Genomic DNA, 17521 nt, shown 5'->3' with positions numbered 1-17521 from the left:
GCGTGGCGACGCGCAGCACGGAGCCTGAAGCGCAATATCGGGCATCCGACGCAGGATGAAGGAAGACAGCAGCGTGGCAGAAAAGACAGAAACGAAGCAGAGCGGCCTCTGGGAGAATGTCAAGGTCATCATCCAGGCGCTGCTTTTGGCGGTCGTCATCCGAACAGTCTTCTTCCAGCCCTTTACCATCCCCTCGGGTTCGATGATGCCGACCCTGCTTGTCGGCGATTACATTTTCGTGAACAAGTTCGCCTACGGCTATTCGAAGTACTCGCTGCCGTTCTCGCCTGATCTTTTCAGCGGGCGAATTTTCGCAAGCGAGCCCAACCGCGGCGATATCGTTGTCTTCCGCTTTCCGCCGAATCCCGACATCGACTACATCAAGCGTCTCGTCGGCCTTCCAGGTGACCGGATCCAGGTGAGGAACAGCATTCTCTACGTCAACGACAAGCCTGTGGATCGTGTTCCGGCCGGCGCATTTCGCGCCGACGACCAGTACGATACCGGTGGCGACGTGCCGGTCTACCGCGAGACAATGGACAACGGCGTTTCCTACGACACGCTCGATCAGTTTCCGGATTCGCGCGGCGACAACACGCGTGAGTTCATCGTCCCCGAAGGCCACTATTTCATGATGGGCGACAACCGCGACAATTCCGCCGACAGCCGCTTCGACGTTGGCTTCGTACCGGCGGAGAACCTTGTGGGCCGGGCGAGCCTGATCTTCTTCTCGCTCGGCAACGATACGTCGTTCCGCGAGGTCTGGAAGTGGCCGGCAAATCTGCGTTACGATCGCCTGTTCAAGGTCGTCGAATGATGAAGGGGAGATCGCTGAGCGCGGAGGATCGGGCAAGACTCGAGGCCGTGATCGGTTATCAGTTCTCCGAGAAGGAACGCCTGGACCGGGCACTGACGCATTCCAGTGCCCGCAACGCCAAGGGCAGCAACTACCAGCGTCTCGAATTCCTGGGGGATCGGGTCCTCGGCCTGTGCGTCGCCGAATTGCTGTTTCAGACCTTTCGCGACGCGAACGAGGGTGAGCTTTCCGTCCGACTGAACCAACTGGTCAGCGCCGAAAGCTGCGCCAAGGTCGCCGACGATCTGTCGCTGCACGAGTTCATCCGCACCGGTTCGGACGTGAAGAAGATCACCGGCAAGCACATGATGAATGTGCGCGCCGATGTGGTAGAGTCGCTGATCGCGGCAATCTACCTCGATGGCGGTTTGGAGGCGGCGCGCCGCTTCGTGCTGCTCCACTGGACGGCTCGGGCGGCCAGCGCAGACGGAGCCCGTCGCGACGCGAAGACTGAATTGCAGGAATGGGCGCACGCCAAATTTGGTGTTGCGCCGAAATATAGGACGGATGATCGCTCCGGCCCCGATCACGAGCCGCGCTTCACCGTGACGGTCGAGGTTGCGGGTCTGGAGCCGGAGACGGGAACCGATCGCTCCAAGCGCGGCGCCGAACAGGTGGCCGCGACACGATTGCTGGAGCGTGAAGGCGTTTGGCAGCAGAAATCTGCCGGAATTTGACGGAAGCTATGACAAATATGGAACATGATACGGCCGCCGCCGGCGCGCCGACCCGCTCGGGTTTCGTGGCGCTGATCGGCGCCACCAATGCCGGTAAATCGACGCTCGTCAATCGCCTCGTCGGTGCGAAGGTATCAATCGTCAGTCACAAGGTGCAGACGACGCGCGCCATCGTGCGCGGCATCGCGATCCATGACAACGCGCAAATTGTCTTCATGGATACGCCCGGTATCTTCAAGCCGCGGCGCAGGCTCGACCGCGCCATGGTGACGACTGCCTGGGGCGGCGCCAAGGATGCCGATCTGATCATGCTGCTGGTCGACAGCGAGCGCGGGTTGAAGGGGGACGCCGAGGCGATCCTCGAAGGCCTGAAGGAAGTCCATCAGCCGAAGATCCTGGTGCTCAACAAGATCGATCAGGTTCGCCCGGAGGATTTGCTGAAGCTTGCGGCTGCGGCAAACGAGATGGTCAAGTTCGAGCGCACTTTCATGATCTCGGCGCTTTCCGGCTCCGGCTGCGACGACGTCATGGACTATCTTGCGAAGGCACTGCCGGAGGGTCCCTGGTACTACCCGGAGGATCAGATCTCGGATCTTCCGATGCGCCAGCTTGCCGCTGAGATCACCCGCGAGAAACTGTTCCTTCGCCTGCATCAGGAACTCCCCTATGCTTCCCACGTCGAAACGGAGAAATGGGAGGAGCGTAAGGACGGGTCCGTGCGCATCGAGCAGGTGATTTATGTCGAGCGCGAGAGCCAGAAGAAGATCGCGCTCGGCAAGGGCGGGGAGGCGATCAAGGCGATCTCGACGGCCGCGCGCAAGGAGATCTCGGAGATCCTCGAGCAACCCGTGCATCTTTTTCTGTTCGTAAAGGTGCGCGAGAACTGGGGCGACGATCCGGAGCGCTTCCGCGAAATGGGGCTCGAATTCCCACGATGACTGCCGATTACAGCGCCGCGCGTCGCATCTGACGCGCAATGGACGCTGTAGCGCTTTGAATTGCTGCGCCTATTCGCGGTTGGCCTGGTGGTTTGTTGCCGCCATTCGTTTCCCGAGCAGCGGGGCGATCGTCTCGGCCCGGTTGGTCCAGACGTAGCCCGCGAAATTCTTGGGAACGAGTGTCAAGTCGTCAGCGCTGTCGATGCCAGAGGTAAAATCGCCGCCGCCATAGCGTCCGAGAAGAATGACCTCGCTCCCGACGCTTCTCATGCGCGCGGCAAAACGGTCGGGCCAGCCCCAAAGGAACGGCGCGTAGTTGGCAGGCACGACGATGAGTGTATCGCGGCAGGCTTCCGGTACGATGCTGGTCCAGCCGTAGGCAGCATAGCGGCCGAGGCAGGCAAGCGTGGACTGCCTGTCGTAGCCGCGCAACCCAGGAACCAGCCGTAGGGTTTCCTGCGTCGGCGCACTGCCGCCATAGACGCCGAATACGGATTTCCGCCATTCGGGATGCGCGCGCAAAAGGACCGCCAGCGTCGCGCCTTCCGCCCGCCGGTCGCTCTTGAAATTGATGAGGAAACGGCCGTGGGGAAGGGCGGTGAATACTTCCGTCAAGGTCGGCATCTGGCCTTGCGCGTGGCCGCGGAAGGGAAAGGTCTTGCCGCCGTCGGCCGTGTAGCCGTAGCCGATGTCGAGCGTCTTCAGCTTCGACATGGGGGTTTGCTCGGTCACGCCCGTCCCATCCGTGCGGCAGTCGAGGGTCCAGTCGTGGAACACTGCAAATTCGCGATCCGGCGTGAGGTGAACATCGAGTTCCACGACCTCGGCGCCGCTGTCCATCGCCGCTTGCATGGAGGGGATCGTGTTTTCGAGATAGGCGTGGCGTGGCGGCTCGATCCGCTGGGCCGTGCACGTATCGTTTTCAATTCCGTCCGGTTCGAACACCTGATGAACGCCGCGATGCGCAAGGATTTTTACCGTGCCAGACGGCGGCGTTGCCAGCATGGATGTATTTAGGAACCAGAGGGCGGCAGCAATGGCAAACACCGCAACGATGAGCTTCTTCATCGTGACTTCTCCTCTGGCGCCCGCTTCACCCGGCAACGTGGCCTGAGGATGATGCGAACGCTGGCGCACGGATTGCGAACGATCTGTCACCTCCGCGCGCAATTGACCGGAAATCAACCCTATGGAACCTAAGCCATCGGTGCCGGTTTAGGCAACGCCCCTACAGCGCCGCGCCTCTTATGAGACGCGCAACGGACGCTGTAGCACTTTGAATTGCTGCATGTTTTCATGCTTAGATCGGCTACGATTTAAGGAAACATGCACCAGGAGGACTCTCATGCCGCAGCTCGTCGATGGAAAATGGGTCAAGGGTGACGTCGCCGCGAGCGAGATGAAGGACGGTGCCTTCCATCGTGAGCCGACTCGGTTCCACAGCTGGGTCACGCCGGACGGCCGGTCCGGTCCCGATGGGCAACCGGCATTGGCGGCTGAAAAAGGGCGCTACCGGCTCTTTGTCTCTTATGTGTGCCCCTGGGCTTCACGCACGATCGCCATGCGCAACCTCAAGGGCCTTGAAACCATTGTCGGTTTGACGGTCGCCGACCCCGTTCTGGGCGAAGATGGTTGGACCTATGATCAGCCTGTCAATGCCGGCGTTCGTGTCGGGGAGATTAGGTATCATCATCAGCTCTACACGGCGAGCGATCCGCACTACACAGGCAAGGTCTCGGTGCCGGTGCTGTGGGACATGAAAGAAGGCCGCATCGTCAACAACGAATCGGCCGATATTATTCGCATCCTCAATTCCGCATTCGACGATCTGACCGGTAATCGCCTGGATTTCTATCCCGCCGCCCTGCGTACGGAGATCGATCGTTGGAACGAGCCGATCTATGCCCGTGTCAACAACGGCGTCTACCGCGCCGGTTTCGCCAAGACGCAGGCAGCCTATGACGAGGCGGTCTTCGGTCTGTTCGACATGCTCGACGAACTCGAGCGGCATCTCGCTCAGAATCGATATCTTGCCGGCGCGTATCTTACGGAGGCGGACATCCGCCTTTTCGTCACCCTGATCCGCTTCGACGCCGCCTATCACGGCGTCTTCAAGTGCAATATCCGCCGGATAGAGGACTACCCGTCGCTTTCGAACTATCTGCGCGAAATCTATCAGTGGCCGGGTATCCGCGAGTCTGTGCGCATAGACCAAATCAAGCGAGGCTACTACGGCATCCGCCATGTCAATCCGACTGGCATAGTTCCGGCGGGACCTGTGCTCGATTTCGACCGGCCGCACGATCGCAATCGCCTTCGCGGTCTCGGGGTCTTCGGAAATTAGAGCGGATGGGATCCCTGCGGGCGGTCTACACCCACGCTCTTCCAGACACACGGGCAGCAGATAATCCGCTTTTCTTCGAATTTACTAAGGAAGCAGATCTTTGAGGGGCCACAAAGAACCCCATTGATAAACCGTGGAACGCCGCTAAGTTAATGGAAGTTCTGATGGATAGGAGCCCGGTGGGCCAGCCTGACGAAATCCCCGGTGCGCGGCGACCCTGCGGTGCCCTGCCCGCCGGAACCCGTGGGCTGCAGCCAAGTCGGTTCTCGCTTTTCAGGATGCGCCCGGCGCCGTTTCTTGAAGCACGTGCCTGTGCGCATATCCTCCGAAAGCCGGTCGAACCGCCCGAGCGTCTCCTGTGCGGAAGGACGATGTGTCCGTGTAGGTCTGATGCTGAGGTAGGATATGAATTCGGCATTGTTCAACATGCTCCGCCGTCTTGTCCAAAAGGGCAAACTGACGGTGGTTTTCTCATCGGGCGAAGAGGTGGTCCTCGGGGATGGCACGGGGAAACCCGCGACGATACGCATCACCGATGCTGAGGCTGAAAAAGCCATCGCGCGGGACCCCGGCCTCAAGTTCGGTGAAATGTATATGGACGGTCGCGTCCTCGTCGAGGAAGGCGATATTTTCGACGTGCTGTCCATTGCCAAGTGTAACGACCTCGAAAACGCCGCGAACTTCCGAAATTCGATCGTGGCGCTGCTGCATGTGCTGCGTCAGCAGCTCAAGAGCCGGCTCCCCGTTAACCGCAATCGCCACAACGTCGCGCACCACTACGATCTCGACGGGAAGCTCTTCAATCTGTTCCTCGATGAGGATTGGCAATATTCCTGCGCCTATTTCCATCCGCCGGGAATTTCACTCGATGAGGCCCAGCGCGCCAAGAAGCGGCACATCGCGGCGAAGCTCTTGCTCGAGCCCGGCCAGAAGGTGCTCGAAGTCGGTTCCGGCTGGGGCGGCATGGCGATGTATCTCGCCGAATCGTCCGGCGTCGAAGTCACCGGCATCACGCTGAGCGAGGAGCAACTGAAGGTTTCGCGCGAGCGCGCGACGCGACGCGGACTGGCCGACCGCGTGCGCTTCGAGCTGCAGGACTACCGTACGATGGAGGGGCGGCAGTTCGACCGCATCGTTTCCGTCGGCATGTTCGAGCACGTAGGCATCGGCAACTACGGCAACTTTTTCCGCAAGATGAAAGAGCTGCTGAAACCCGAAGGGGTGATGCTGCTTCACTCCATCGGCCAGATCTACAAGCCTTGGGCCACCAACCCCTGGATCGAGAAATACATCTTCCCTGGCGGTTACATCCCCGCTCTCTCCGAAGTGCTGCCGTCGGTCGAGAGCACCCGACTGCTGGTCAAGGATATCGAGGTCCTGCCGATGCACTACGCCTGGACACTGAGAGCCTGGCGTGAGCGCTTCGTGGCGCGGCGGGAGGAGGCGGTCCGACTCTACGACGAACGCTTCTTCCGGATGTGGGAATTCTATCTCGCAGCCTCGGAAACCGCCTTTCTCTACGACAAACACTTCGTCTTCCAGCTACAGCTTTCGCCATCGCTGGGATCGGTGCCGGTTTCGCGAGACTATATCGCTCAAAAGGAACGCGAACTGCTCGAATTCGAGAGAACCCGTCGGCGATTGGAACTGGTTGCCGTCTAGAGCCGGCATGGGCGCCTCCTCATCCTGCCGCCCCTTCTCCTCCAGGCTGGGAGAAGGGGAAGCAGCGCGCCTCCGGTGAACGAAGCGGCAGGCCCCCCTCTGCCATCTTCTGTGGAGTTCGGCTAGGAGAGCTTCGGCCTTCACTTGGCCTTGATGGTCTGCGTCAGTATGGTCCGCTTGGAAACAGGAACGGAACGCCGAATGACCGCAAAGCCCATCGCCGCCATCATCGCAAGCGAGATCAAGGCAACCACCGCCCAGGTTGCCTCTGCCGTCGACCTGCTCGACGCGGGAGCGACGGTGCCTTTCATCGCCCGCTATCGCAAGGAGGTCACCGGCGGCCTCGACGACACGCAGTTGCGCGTGCTCTCGGAGCGGCTTACCTATCTGCGTGAACTGGAGGCGCGCCGGAATTCGATCATCGAGTCAATCCGCGGGCAGGACAAGCTCACCGACGAGCTGGCGCGCAAGATTGCCGGTGCGGTTACCAAGGCAGAGCTCGAAGACATCTATCTGCCCTACAAACCGAAGCGGCGAACGAAAGCCGAGATTGCCCGGGAGCGGGGGCTTGGACCACTGGCGGAGGCGATCCTGGCCGATCGGTCGGTTGCGCCGTCTGACCGCGCCGGAGCGTTCCTGACGGCTGATGTCACGGATATCAAGGCGGCGCTCGACGGCGCACGCGACATCATCGCCGAAGGCATGACTGAAAATGCCGACCTTCTGGGGCGTCTGCGCAATTACATGAAGGATGCGGCCTTCCTGCGCGCCCGAGTGGTCGACGGCAAGCAGGAAGCCGGTGCGAAGTTCTCTGACTATTTCGATCACTCCGAGCGCTGGGCGACGGCACCCGGCCATCGGGCGCTTGCGATGCTGCGCGGCTGGAACGAGGAGGTCCTTTCGGTCGATATCGTCGTCGACCAGGATGACACGGCGCCGATGAAACCGGTCGAGCGCATGATTGCGGCTGCCTACAACGCCGGCACGCAGCTGCCCGGTGACAAGTGGCTCGCGGACGTGATCGGCTGGACCTGGCGCGTCAAGCTTTCCATGTCGCTCTCGCTTGACTTGATGCGTGAGTTGCGCGAGCGGGCGGAAGAGGAAGCGATCCGCGTCTTCGCGCGCAATCTCAAGGACCTGCTGCTCGCCGCACCCGCCGGCTCGCGCGCGACCATGGGGCTTGATCCGGGCATCCGCACCGGGGTTAAGGTTGCGATCGTGGACGGCACCGGCAAGTTGCTGGACACGACGACGGTCTATCCTTTTCCGCCGAAGAACGACATTCGCGGCACCCAGGCGGAGCTCGCGTCGCTCATCCGCAAGCACAAGGTTGAACTGATTGCCATCGGCAACGGCACCGGCAGCCGTGAGACCGAGAAGCTTGTGGCCGACATGCTTGCGCAGCTCCCGGCCCCGAAACCCACAAAGGTCATCGTCTCCGAGGCAGGGGCATCGGTCTATTCCGCGTCTGAGACGGCGGCGGCCGAATTTCCCACGCTCGACGTCTCGCTTCGAGGCGCCGTATCCATCGCCCGGCGATTGCAGGATCCGCTCGCCGAACTCGTCAAGATCGAGCCGAAATCGATCGGCGTTGGGCAATACCAGCACGATGTCGACCAGTCGAAGCTCAGCCGCTCGCTCGACGCGGTCGTCGAAGATGCGGTGAACGCTGTCGGCGTCGATCTCAACACGGCATCGGCATCGTTGCTGGCGCGCGTCTCGGGGCTCGGCAAATCCTCTGCAGAAGCGATCGTCGCGCATCGTGATGCGACAGGACCCTTTTCCAGCCGTCAGCAACTTTTGAAGGTATCGCGTCTTGGTGCCCGGACCTTCGAGCAATGCGCCGGCTTTCTGCGGATACCGAACGGAGCGGAGCCCCTCGATGCGTCCTCGGTGCACCCGGAGGCCTACGGGATCGCGAAAAAGATTGTCGCCGCTTGCGGTCGCGACGTCCGATCACTAATGGGCGACAGTGCCGCTTTGAAGAAACTCGATCCACGTGCCTTTGTCGACGAGCGTTTCGGCCTGCCGACGGTCAAGGATATTCTCGCCGAGCTGGAAAAGCCGGGCCGCGATCCGCGCCCGAGCTTCAAGACGGCGACCTTTACCGAGGGCGTCGATGACATCAAGGATCTGAAAGTCGGGATGCAACTCGAGGGTACCGTAACGAATGTCGCTGCCTTCGGAGCATTCGTCGACATCGGCGTACATCAGGATGGCCTCGTCCATGTGTCGCAACTGGCCGATCGCTTCGTCAAGGACCCGCATGAGGTTGTGAAGGCGGGCGATGTCGTGCAGGTGCGTGTCACCGAAGTCGACGTTGCGCGCAAGCGTATCGGACTTACGATGCGCAAGGACGGCGGCGCGGAAAGGGGCCGTGAGGCGAGGGGATCTGCATCGAATAGTGGCGGCACCCGCAACGCAGCCGAGCGTCAGCCGCGATCGGAAGCGCCTGCTCAAGGCGCGCTTGGGGCCGCATTGATGGCGGCGATGAAACAAAAGTGATCGGCAAAGTGGAACGGCCAATGCCAACGATCGTTTCTCCACCATCGACTGTTGGCATGGCGGCTTTCAGGTGAACGATCTATATATTAGCTAATTGAAATATAATCTGCTTTCCGCCATACTCCTCTCGTGGCGACACCGGTCTCGGGTCGCGAGCAGGTGTCGACCATAGAATGCCGGCCACGGCGGAACAGGTCAGCGGAAATCCTCTTCCGCCGGGAGCTCCCGGCGAAAGGAGGTGCCTGATGGCAGGCAATGTGATCCGCGGCCTCACGAGAGCCACCATATTGGCTGTAGCAGTGATGGCACACCCTCATCCGGCGGACTCGCAGGCAATCGCGAATTGCGCCGAGCGGTCCCAGGTGATCGAATTCCTTGCGCAGAAATATGACGAGAAGCCTGCGGCGATCGGGTTGATCAACCCGCAGGCTGTCATGGAGGTCTTTGCGGCCGACAACGGCAGCTGGACCCTGATCGTCACGGACGTTTCGGGCCGAAGCTGCGTCATTCTCGCCGGAAAGAGCTGGGACCCGATGCCGCAGGTAGGTCCGAAGGCGTAAACCCGGAAAGCTGCGCCCGACGGGCCCACGCAGCGGCATCACGCGACGGTATGTTGTACGCCGTCCCATGAAAAGCGCATACAGCGCCGCCCGTCTTATCAGACGCGCGGCTCAGACGCGCGGCGCTGTAACGCTTTGAATTGTTGCAGGTTTTTTCCTTAAATCGGCTACGCCATAAGGGAAGTTGCCCCCGCGATCAATCCGGCCTGCCAATGCTGGCATAGCCAAAACCGTGCCGTGCCACTTCGTCCTTGCGATAGATATTGCGCAGGTCGACGAGCAGCGGCGTCTTCATCACGGTCTTGAGCCGTGCGAAATCGAGCGCGCGGAATTCATTCCACTCGGTAACGATGACCAGTGCGTCGGCATCCGCTGCCGCATCATAGGGATCGGTTGCATAATCTATGCCGTCGATGACCTTGCGGGCATTCTCGACCCCCTCGGGATCGTAGCCGACGACCGTGGCGCCGACATCCTGCAGGGTCTGCACGATCGCGATCGCCGGGCTGTCGCGCATGTCGTCCGTATTGGGCTTGAAAGTGAGGCCGAGGACGGCGACCTTGCGCCCGCGCAAATCACCACCTGCGGCAGCGATCACCTTGCGGCCCATCGCACGCTTGCGGTTGTCGTTGATCGCCACGGTCGTCTCAACCAGACGAACCGGACTGTCGTGGTCCTGCGCGGTCTTGACGAGTGCCAGCGTATCCTTGGGGAAGCAGGAGCCGCCATAACCCGGCCCGGCATGCAGGAACTTCGAGCCGATGCGGCCGTCGAGGCCAATGCCGCGGGCGACATCCTGGACGTCGGCGCCGACCTTTTCGCAGAGATCGGCCATTTCGTTGATGAAGGTGATCTTCATCGCCAGGAAGGCGTTGCCGGCATACTTGATCAGTTCGGAGGTGCGGCGCGTCGTAAAGACGAGCGGCGCTTGGTTGAGGTAGAGCGGGCGATAGACCTCGGTCATCACGTCGCGTGCCCGCTGGTCATTGCCGTTGAGGCCGAGGACAATGCGGTCCGGCCGCTTGAAATCCTCGATCGCTGCACCCTCGCGCAGAAACTCCGGATTGGAGACCACGGCGACATCGGCTTCGGGATTGGTTTCGCGGATGATGCGCTCGACCTCGTCACCCGTTCCGACAGGAACCGTCGACTTCGTCACGACAACCGTGAAGCCGGTGAGGTTGGTCGCGATCTCCCGGGCGGCGGCATAGACGTAGGAAAGGTCGGCATGCCCGTCGCCGCGCCGCGACGGCGTGCCGACGGCGATGAAGATCACATCGCTTTCTGCGACGGAGGACTTGAGGTCGGTCGTAAAGCTCAGGCGTCCCGACGCGACATTGCTGGCGACAAGATGGTCGAGGCCCGGTTCGAAGATCGGGATTTGCCCCTGCTTGAGCGCCTCGATCTTGCCCTCATCCTTGTCGAGGCAGATCACGTCGTGGCCAAAATCCGCAAAACAGACGCCCGAAACAAGGCCGACATAGCCGGCGCCGATCATCGTGATTTTCATCGGTTCTTCCTTTGTTTGGTGGGTTTTTCTTGGGGATGTCGGTTAGAGAAGTGCGTGTATCAAAGGCGAAATAGACCTATTTGCGACCATTTTAAGCCCGATCTGAGGTTTTGCGGCAGCCTCCTTGGCATACGGGTCACGCGATCTGGCCGGTCTTACGATAATATTGCTCGTACCATTCCGCAAAGCGCGCCACACCCTCCTCGACCGAAATCGACGGCTTGAAATCCGTCAGCGCTTCGAGCAGATCCGGCGAAGCGTAGGTGCGCGGAACGTCTCCCTGTTGCATCGGAAGCATGTTGCGGATGGCGGGCCGGCCGACTGCCTTTTCGATCGTTTCGACGAAGGTCATCAATTCGACGGGCTGGCCGCCGCCGATATTGACGACGCGAAATGGCGCCTGATGGGAGAGCGTGTCCTTCGCCTTTGCCGCTGGGACGCGATTTTCTTCCGCCGGCGCAACGTGCGAAAGCCTGAGGATGCCTTCGACGAGATCATCGATATAGGTGAAGTCCCGGCTCATCCGGCCCTCGCCATAGACGTCGATCGGCCGATCGTTGTGAATCGCATCCACGAACTTGAACAATGCCATGTCGGGACGTCCCCACGGACCGTAGACCGTGAAGAAGCGGAACGCTGTCGTCGGCACCTTGTAGAGATGGGCGTAGCTATGCGCCATCAACTCCATCGATTTCTTCGTTGCCGCGTAGAGCGTCAGCGGTTCGTCCGCGCGGTCCATCTCGGAAAAGGGGATTTTCTCGTTGGCGCCATAGATTGAGGACGTCGAAGCGAGCATCAGGTGTTTGGGGCCAAGCGCGCGCGAGAGTTCCAGTACGTTCCAGGTGCCGACGAGGTTCGAGTCGACATAGGCCTTGGGATTTTCGAGGCTGTAGCGAACGCCCGCCTGCGCTGCGAGATGAATGATCACCTCGGGCTCGGCAAGCTCAGCAGCCTGGTTGAGCGCTCGCTGGTCCTCGAGCATCGCCGTTATCGCCTTGAAGCCATTGGAGCGCTTCAGGATCGCGTGGCGCCGCTCCTTGAGCGTCACATCATAATAGGGCGTCATGCCATCGAAGCCGACCACGAAGTGACCCTCGTCGATCAGCCGTTTGGCGACGTGAAAACCGATGAAGCCTGCTGTGCCGGTAATGAGGTAGCGCACGACGGTATCCCCAATTTGCATAGTCGGACAGTTCATACGAAGAAAGCGGAGCGATGGAAAGCCGAATCCGTCACTTGGACGGGCTTTCGAGCCCGCGATGCAAGGCCGTCAGGACAGACATGGCGTGATCCGCATACCGGCTGATCCATCGATCGTGAATGGCTTGAATTGGCAGCGCATTCAAATGGTTCCACCGCTCTCGTCCCTCGCGGTGGACGAGGATCAGGTTTGCATCCTCCAGGACCTTCAGGTGCTGCATCACGGTGCAGCGGTCGAGCTGTGAGAATTGTTCGCAAAGCATGCCGGTCGTCTGGGGCGCAGCCTTCAGGGCGTCCAGCATCTGCCGGCGCAGGCCATTGGCCAGAGCCTTGAAAACGGCGTCGTCGTTCGAATCGATTGACATGTTATATTTTTATAACATATTATCGTGTGACACAATGGCAAGGAGGAAGACATGACCTTGGAATTTCGCGTGAATGGTCGGATCGCCCGTCCTGTCGATCAGGTGTTCGACGCTGTCGTCAATCCGGATCAGCTCAGCCGCTATTTCGTGACGCTCGGCGGTGTCAGCGCACCACTGGTCGCCGGTACGACCGTGACCTGGTGGGGCGAGGTGCCGGTGCTGGTGGAAACCGTCGAACCGAATGAGAGAATCGTATTCCGTTGGGACGCCAAGGTGGCCGAGGGCGAGGCTCCCTATCGGACAATGGTGGAGATGCGCTTCAAGTCTCTCGATGACGGCGGAACAATGGTCACCATTGCCGAAACTGGTTGGCGGGAAAACGAGCAGGGGCAGAAGAGCTCCTATATGAACTGCGAAGGCTGGTCGCAGATGCTCGCCTGCATGAAGGCCTGGCTCGAATACGGCATCAACCTGCGCGAGGGTTACTACGTCAGCGAACTCTCGGGCAACCCGGCACTCGAGCCGGAAGCCTAGGAGACCGTGCGATGTCGACAAAGATCAAGGGCGGGCTCAATATCGCCATGAAGGTTCCGAGCCATCAATACGAGGCTGTGATTGCCTTCTACCGCGACGTCGTCGGGCTTCCGCCTTTCGACGAAAAGACTCCTGCCAAGGGATTCGTTCTCGGACCAAGCCGCCTCTGGATAGATGAGGCGCCAAATTACAGCCAGGCGGAAATCTGGCTGGAGCTGTTCACCAATGACCATGAGAAGGCGCTCGACCACCTTGCGGCGAACGGAGCCGTGCGCTGCGATGCGGTCGAGGATCTCGGCGAAGGCTTTCGTGGCGGTTGGATCATGAACCCTGCGAACATCGTGCACATGGTACGCGAGCTCGACGCCTGGTAGACGTCTGGCTACTGCATGCAGTAGCGCGTCTTGAGACGCGCGGGCATCACATGGAAAGCGGCTGCCCCGCATTGGTGATAGCCGACATTGGCGCCCCGAGCGGCCTGTCCATAGGCGGCTCGGACTGCAGCACAACGACGCGCGTGTCCGTCGGCACGCGGCTGTAAAGATCGATGATGTCCGGATTGAAAAGCCGGATGCAGCCGCTCGAAACGGCCTTGCCGATTGACCAGGCCTCGGTGGTGCCGTGGATCCGAAACAGCGTGTCGCGGTTGCCCTGGAAAAGATAGAGCGCACGGGGGCCGAGCGGGTTGCGGATGCCCGGCTCCATGCCGCCGGCGAGCGGCCCATAGCGTTCCGGTTCACGTGCGACCATGTCCGACGTCGGCGTCCAACGCGGCCACACGGCCTTGCGTCCGACACGCGCCTCGCCCTGGAATTCCAGCCCCGCCTTGCCGACACCTATTCCATAGCGCAACGCCATGCCGCCGTCCTGCACGAGATAAAGGAAGCGATTCTGGGTGTCGACGATGATCGTGCCCGGCGGCTCCGAGGTGGGATAGGCCACCTGCTGGCGCAGAAAGCGAGGCTCGACCTTGCTGATGTCGATGGCGGCCAGCGGGAACCTTTCCTCCGGTTTTGGCCCATACATTGCGACGTAATAGGGATCCGGTCCTTTCGGCTTGGCATTTTGGCCGCTTGTCGCGCAACCCGCGAGAACGGACGAAACGAGGAGAAAGGCGAAGAGCCGCGCCGAGCTACCGGCGCTGTTCCGGGACACACACATAGTCGATCCTGCTGACTGCAAATTCTTGGACTCGGGAGGCATTCCAACGACCAGCCCCGGCTTGAGCGTCAAAAGTGTCCGAGAAGAGGCAAGAGAAGGGCGGAAATGTGGCCGCCGACCGGTGTCGCGAAAAAGTGACAGTGGCGGAGAGACCCGTTCTCGTAGGCTCGTCCGAGGCCAAGCATCTGTGCTTGATCCGCTTTCAGAGCCGGGTGTATGCCTGTTCCATGCAATGGAGCGATCAAGCCATCATACTCGGCATCCGGCGGCATGGCGAAAGCTCTGTCATCGCGGAAGTCATGACCGCCGCGCATGGACGGCATCTCGGGCTCGTGCGCTCCGGGCGGTCGCGCACGATGCAGCCGGTGCTGCAGCCCGGCAACTCCGTCGAAGTGACCTGGCGGGCGCGGCTGGACGAGCATCTCGGCGAGTTTCGCGTGGAGCCGCTTCAACTACGCGCCGCAAGGCTGATGGAAGCGGCGACGTCCGTCTATGGCATCCAGGCCCTCGGCGCGCTGTTGCGGCTGCTGCCGGAGCGCGATCCCCATCCGCATCTCTATGAGGCGCTTGCCGTCATCGTCGACCATCTCCAGGACCCGGCGGATGCCGGGGAACTGTTCGTGCGCTTCGAACTCGCCGTCTTGAACGACCTCGGCTTCGGCCTGGATCTGTCGGAATGTGCCGCGACCGGCGCGCGCCAGGAGCTCGTCTATGTCTCGCCCAAATCCGGCCGCGCCGTCAGCCGGGAGGCGGGTGCGCGGTATGCCGAACGCATGCTCGCCCTTCCGGATTTCCTGTCTCCCGGCGGGCACCAGGCGGCCGACCACGACAGCCTCGCCGCCGCGTTCCGGCTGACCGCCTATTTTCTCAACCGCCATGTCTATGAGCCGCGCGGCCTCGACGCCGCTTCCGTGCGTGACGCCTTCGTTCATGCGGCGCTGAAGGCATTGAAATCTTCTCCACCGTCTGCGGCCTGATCGACGCCTAGCGATGAAACCGGACGCCGCGCGCGGCGCAGCGTCCGTTGCCTTTGGGGATCAGCCGATCCGGCCGCCGCCGCGCTTGGTGACGGCCACCACGGCCGGACGCACCGGCATGTCGTCCTTGAAATCGGGCCAGCGTGTCGCCGGCGTTTCGTAGGTGGCCAGACCGGCGTCGCCCGGGTGCTGCACGGCGAGGAAGAACGTGTCGGATGTCGGGTTGAAGCAGGGTCCGCACATCTCGGCGCCGACGGGAACGCGGAAGAACAGCTTGGAGGTTCCGCGTGCTCCGCCCTCGGTGTCGATCGCCCAGACACCATCGGTGCGGCCGGTTTCCTTTTCGTTGTTGCCGTCCGTCGAAACCCAGAGCCTGCCGTCCGCGTCGATCGTGCAGTTGTCCGGCATGCCGAACCAGCCGTTCTTGGTCGTCGCCGTCGAGAACGACGCACCGACTTCGGCAACGCTCGGATCGCCGCATTTCAAAAGCACGTCCCAACGGCTGGTGAGCGAAGCGAAGTCGCCATCCGTTTCGGTGATTTCGATGATGTGACCGAAGGCGTTCTTGGCACGCGGATTGGCGGCGTTGACTTCTTCCGCCTTGCGCTTGGTGTTGTTGGTCAGCATCACGTAGACCTTGCCGGTCTTCGGGTTCGGCTGAATGTCCTCCGGGCGGTCCATCTTGGTAGCGCCGAGCGCATCGGCAGCAAGCCGCGTGTCGATCAGCACGTCGGCCTGCGACGCGAACCCGTTCTCGGCGGTCAACGGTGCTTCGCCATGGACGAGCGGCATCCAGGTGACGGTGCCGTCTTCGTCGAACTTCGCCACATAGAGCGTGCCTTCGTCGAAGAGGTCCATGTTGGCAGCCCGGTCGTTCGGGTTGTAGGTGCCCTTGGTTACGAATTTGTAGACGTAATCGTAGCGCTCGTCGTCGCCGGTATAGAGCACGACGCGGCCGTCCTTGTTGACGATGGATTCGCAGCCTTCGTGCTTGAACCGGCCAAGCGCCGTGCGCTTCTTCGGGACGGAGGTGGGGTCGAGGGCATCCACTTCGACGATCCAGCCGAAGCGATTGGCCTCGGTCGGTTCCTTCGACACGTCGAAGCGATCGTAGAATTTCGACCACTCGTACTGTCCACCCGGTGCTCCAAGACGCTTCAGCTGTTTGAACTCCGGATGGTCATCGGCGAGTTCGCCGCCGAAATAGCCGTTGAAGTTTTCCTCGGCCATCATGTAGGTGCCCCAGGCGGTGACGCCGCCGGCGCAATTGTTGACTGTGCCATAGACTTTTTTACCGCTCGGGTCGGAAGGCGTCTTCACGCGGTCATGACCCGCGGCTGGTCCGGAAAGCTGCATTTCGGTGTTGAGCGTGATGCGGCGATTGTATTTGCCGTCGAGTACCGGCTGCCACTTGCCGTCCACCTTGCGGATCTCGATGATCGTGCCGCCGTGGGCGGCCATTTCGATGTCGACGAGGTCTTTGGTGTATTCGCCAAGGGTGACTTTTTCCTCTTCGACTTCCTTGCCGTCCTTCGTCACCTTCTCCTTCACGATCGAAGCAAAGGCCGGGAACATCAGCTCCGCGTTGGTGTATTCGTGGTTGACGACCAGCAGACCATGATCCGGGCTGCCCTCGAGCGGGATGAAGCCGACATAGTCGTTGTTGTAGCCGAAGAGTTTCTCTTGGGCCGCAGCGGTCTGGCTCTTCGGGTCGAAGTCCGGGCTGTCGGCAAAGACGTTGTCACCCCAGCGCAGCAGGATATCGGCATCATAGCCGTCGGCGACGTGATGGTTTTGGTCGACGCCCGCCTCGACTTCGGTGAAGTCGAAACGCGAGGCGTCCTCGGCGCGCGCTTCATCGGCCGTCAAAAGCGCGAGGGGGCTCACCGTCGTCGAAATGGCGGCAACGGCCAAGGAGCCGCCGATGAAGGAGCGGCGCGAGAAACGGCGATTGATGATATCGCCCATGGTCGGATTGGTGGAACAGTTCTGGCCGATATCCTCCAGTTCCTCCCTGCGTTCCGTCAGCGTCTTGAATTCGGTTTCTTCCGTTGACGCGAGATACTTGTCCATTGCCCGGTTCTCCTCTTTGAACGATAGAGGCCGCCGCGCATTCTGCGACGTCCGCCTGCCGCTGTAGCAGCAAGTTCATGACAGTTCCGCGACAGTTCAGTGAAGAGATTGCTGCGCCCTCCCGTCAATGCATTTGGCGCTTGCGCGAAAACCTGTATG

At 61.1% G+C, this 17521-nt stretch carries 16 protein-coding genes; 10 read left to right on the top strand and 6 right to left on the bottom strand.

The window, feature by feature from the left end; all coding sequences use genetic code 11:
- Positions 1–73: 73 nt before the first annotated feature.
- From lepB to era, 3 genes are read left to right on the top strand one after another with little or no spacing between them, the layout of a single operon-like run.
- Positions 74–817 carry a signal peptidase I gene (gene lepB / locus QN222_RS13640; RefSeq protein WP_283961712.1) on the top strand — a complete coding sequence of 248 codons (744 nt, stop codon included), beginning with the start codon at positions 74–76 and terminating at the stop codon, positions 815–817.
- Positions 817–1533 (top strand): ribonuclease III, encoded by a 717-nt coding sequence (gene rnc / locus QN222_RS13635; RefSeq protein ID WP_283961750.1) that lies wholly within the window; start codon positions 817–819, stop codon positions 1531–1533. The genes lepB and rnc overlap by 1 nt, the downstream gene beginning before the upstream one ends.
- A gap of 8 nt (positions 1534–1541) precedes the next feature.
- The gene (era, locus tag QN222_RS13630) at positions 1542–2471 is read left to right on the top strand and encodes a GTPase Era (RefSeq protein WP_283961713.1); all 930 of its coding nucleotides are present in this window, start codon (positions 1542–1544) and stop codon (positions 2469–2471) included.
- Positions 2472–2540: 69 nt separating this feature from the next.
- Here the strand turns inward: era and QN222_RS13625 are convergent, their stop codons facing one another.
- Positions 2541–3539, bottom strand: coding sequence for a glycerophosphodiester phosphodiesterase family protein (locus tag QN222_RS13625; RefSeq protein WP_283961714.1), 999 nt, complete (start codon positions 3537–3539; stop codon positions 2541–2543).
- Between the two features lie 277 nt (positions 3540–3816).
- Between QN222_RS13625 and QN222_RS13620 the strand changes: the two genes are divergently transcribed.
- The 4 genes from QN222_RS13620 to QN222_RS13605 all read left to right on the top strand — a co-directional run bounded on the left by QN222_RS13620 (position 3817) and on the right by QN222_RS13605 (position 9542).
- Positions 3817–4815: a glutathione S-transferase family protein gene (locus QN222_RS13620; protein WP_283961715.1), complete on the top strand. Its 999-nt coding sequence runs from the start codon at positions 3817–3819 to the stop codon at positions 4813–4815.
- A gap of 405 nt (positions 4816–5220) precedes the next feature.
- On the top strand, positions 5221–6477 hold the full coding sequence (locus QN222_RS13615) for a cyclopropane-fatty-acyl-phospholipid synthase family protein (RefSeq protein ID WP_283961716.1): 1257 nt from the start codon (positions 5221–5223) through the stop codon (positions 6475–6477).
- A gap of 201 nt (positions 6478–6678) precedes the next feature.
- Complete coding sequence (locus QN222_RS13610) at positions 6679–8982, top strand: Tex family protein (RefSeq protein ID WP_283961717.1); 2304 nt, start codon at positions 6679–6681, stop codon at positions 8980–8982.
- Between the two features lie 245 nt (positions 8983–9227).
- Positions 9228–9542: a hypothetical protein gene (locus QN222_RS13605; RefSeq protein WP_283961718.1), complete on the top strand. Its 315-nt coding sequence runs from the start codon at positions 9228–9230 to the stop codon at positions 9540–9542.
- 196 nt (positions 9543–9738) lie between these two features.
- Here the strand turns inward: QN222_RS13605 and rkpK are convergent, their stop codons facing one another.
- From rkpK to QN222_RS13590, 3 genes are all read right to left on the bottom strand, one after another.
- A complete protein-coding gene (gene rkpK / locus QN222_RS13600; protein WP_283961719.1) occupies positions 9739–11052 on the bottom strand; it encodes a UDP-glucose 6-dehydrogenase in 1314 nt (437 codons plus the stop codon).
- A 136-nt stretch (positions 11053–11188) separates the two neighbouring features.
- Positions 11189–12214: an NAD-dependent epimerase gene (locus QN222_RS13595; RefSeq protein WP_283961720.1), complete on the bottom strand. Its 1026-nt coding sequence runs from the start codon at positions 12212–12214 to the stop codon at positions 11189–11191.
- A gap of 70 nt (positions 12215–12284) precedes the next feature.
- Positions 12285–12617 (bottom strand): helix-turn-helix transcriptional regulator, encoded by a 333-nt coding sequence (locus QN222_RS13590; RefSeq protein ID WP_283961721.1) that lies wholly within the window; start codon positions 12615–12617, stop codon positions 12285–12287.
- Between the two features lie 51 nt (positions 12618–12668).
- Here QN222_RS13590 and QN222_RS13585 point away from each other — a divergent pair, with 51 nt between their 5' ends.
- Together QN222_RS13585 and QN222_RS13580 are read left to right on the top strand one after the other, a co-directional pair.
- Positions 12669–13151 (top strand): SRPBCC domain-containing protein, encoded by a 483-nt coding sequence (locus tag QN222_RS13585; protein ID WP_283961722.1) that lies wholly within the window; start codon positions 12669–12671, stop codon positions 13149–13151.
- An 11-nt stretch (positions 13152–13162) separates the two neighbouring features.
- The gene (locus tag QN222_RS13580; RefSeq protein WP_283961723.1) at positions 13163–13525 is read left to right on the top strand and encodes a hypothetical protein; all 363 of its coding nucleotides are present in this window, start codon (positions 13163–13165) and stop codon (positions 13523–13525) included.
- A gap of 46 nt (positions 13526–13571) precedes the next feature.
- Here QN222_RS13580 and QN222_RS13575 read toward each other — a convergent pair whose 3' ends face one another.
- Positions 13572–14312, bottom strand: coding sequence for a L,D-transpeptidase (locus QN222_RS13575; RefSeq protein ID WP_283961724.1), 741 nt, complete (start codon positions 14310–14312; stop codon positions 13572–13574).
- Between the two features lie 227 nt (positions 14313–14539).
- Between QN222_RS13575 and recO the strand changes: the two genes are divergently transcribed.
- A complete protein-coding gene (gene recO, locus QN222_RS13570; protein WP_283961751.1) occupies positions 14540–15289 on the top strand; it encodes a DNA repair protein RecO in 750 nt (249 codons plus the stop codon).
- Between the two features lie 60 nt (positions 15290–15349).
- Here the strand turns inward: recO and QN222_RS13565 are convergent, their stop codons facing one another.
- Entirely contained in the window at positions 15350–17362 is a 2013-nt protein-coding gene (locus tag QN222_RS13565; protein WP_283961725.1) for a PhoX family phosphatase, read from the bottom strand.
- Positions 17363–17521: the final 159 nt, after the last annotated feature.

Origin of the sequence: Sinorhizobium sp. 6-70, assembly GCF_030124375.1 — a bacterium.
Lineage (GTDB): Bacteria > Pseudomonadota > Alphaproteobacteria > Rhizobiales > Rhizobiaceae > Sinorhizobium.
The sequence above is the reverse complement of the archived record's forward strand: the minus strand, read 5'-3'. Positions and strand labels throughout refer to the sequence as shown.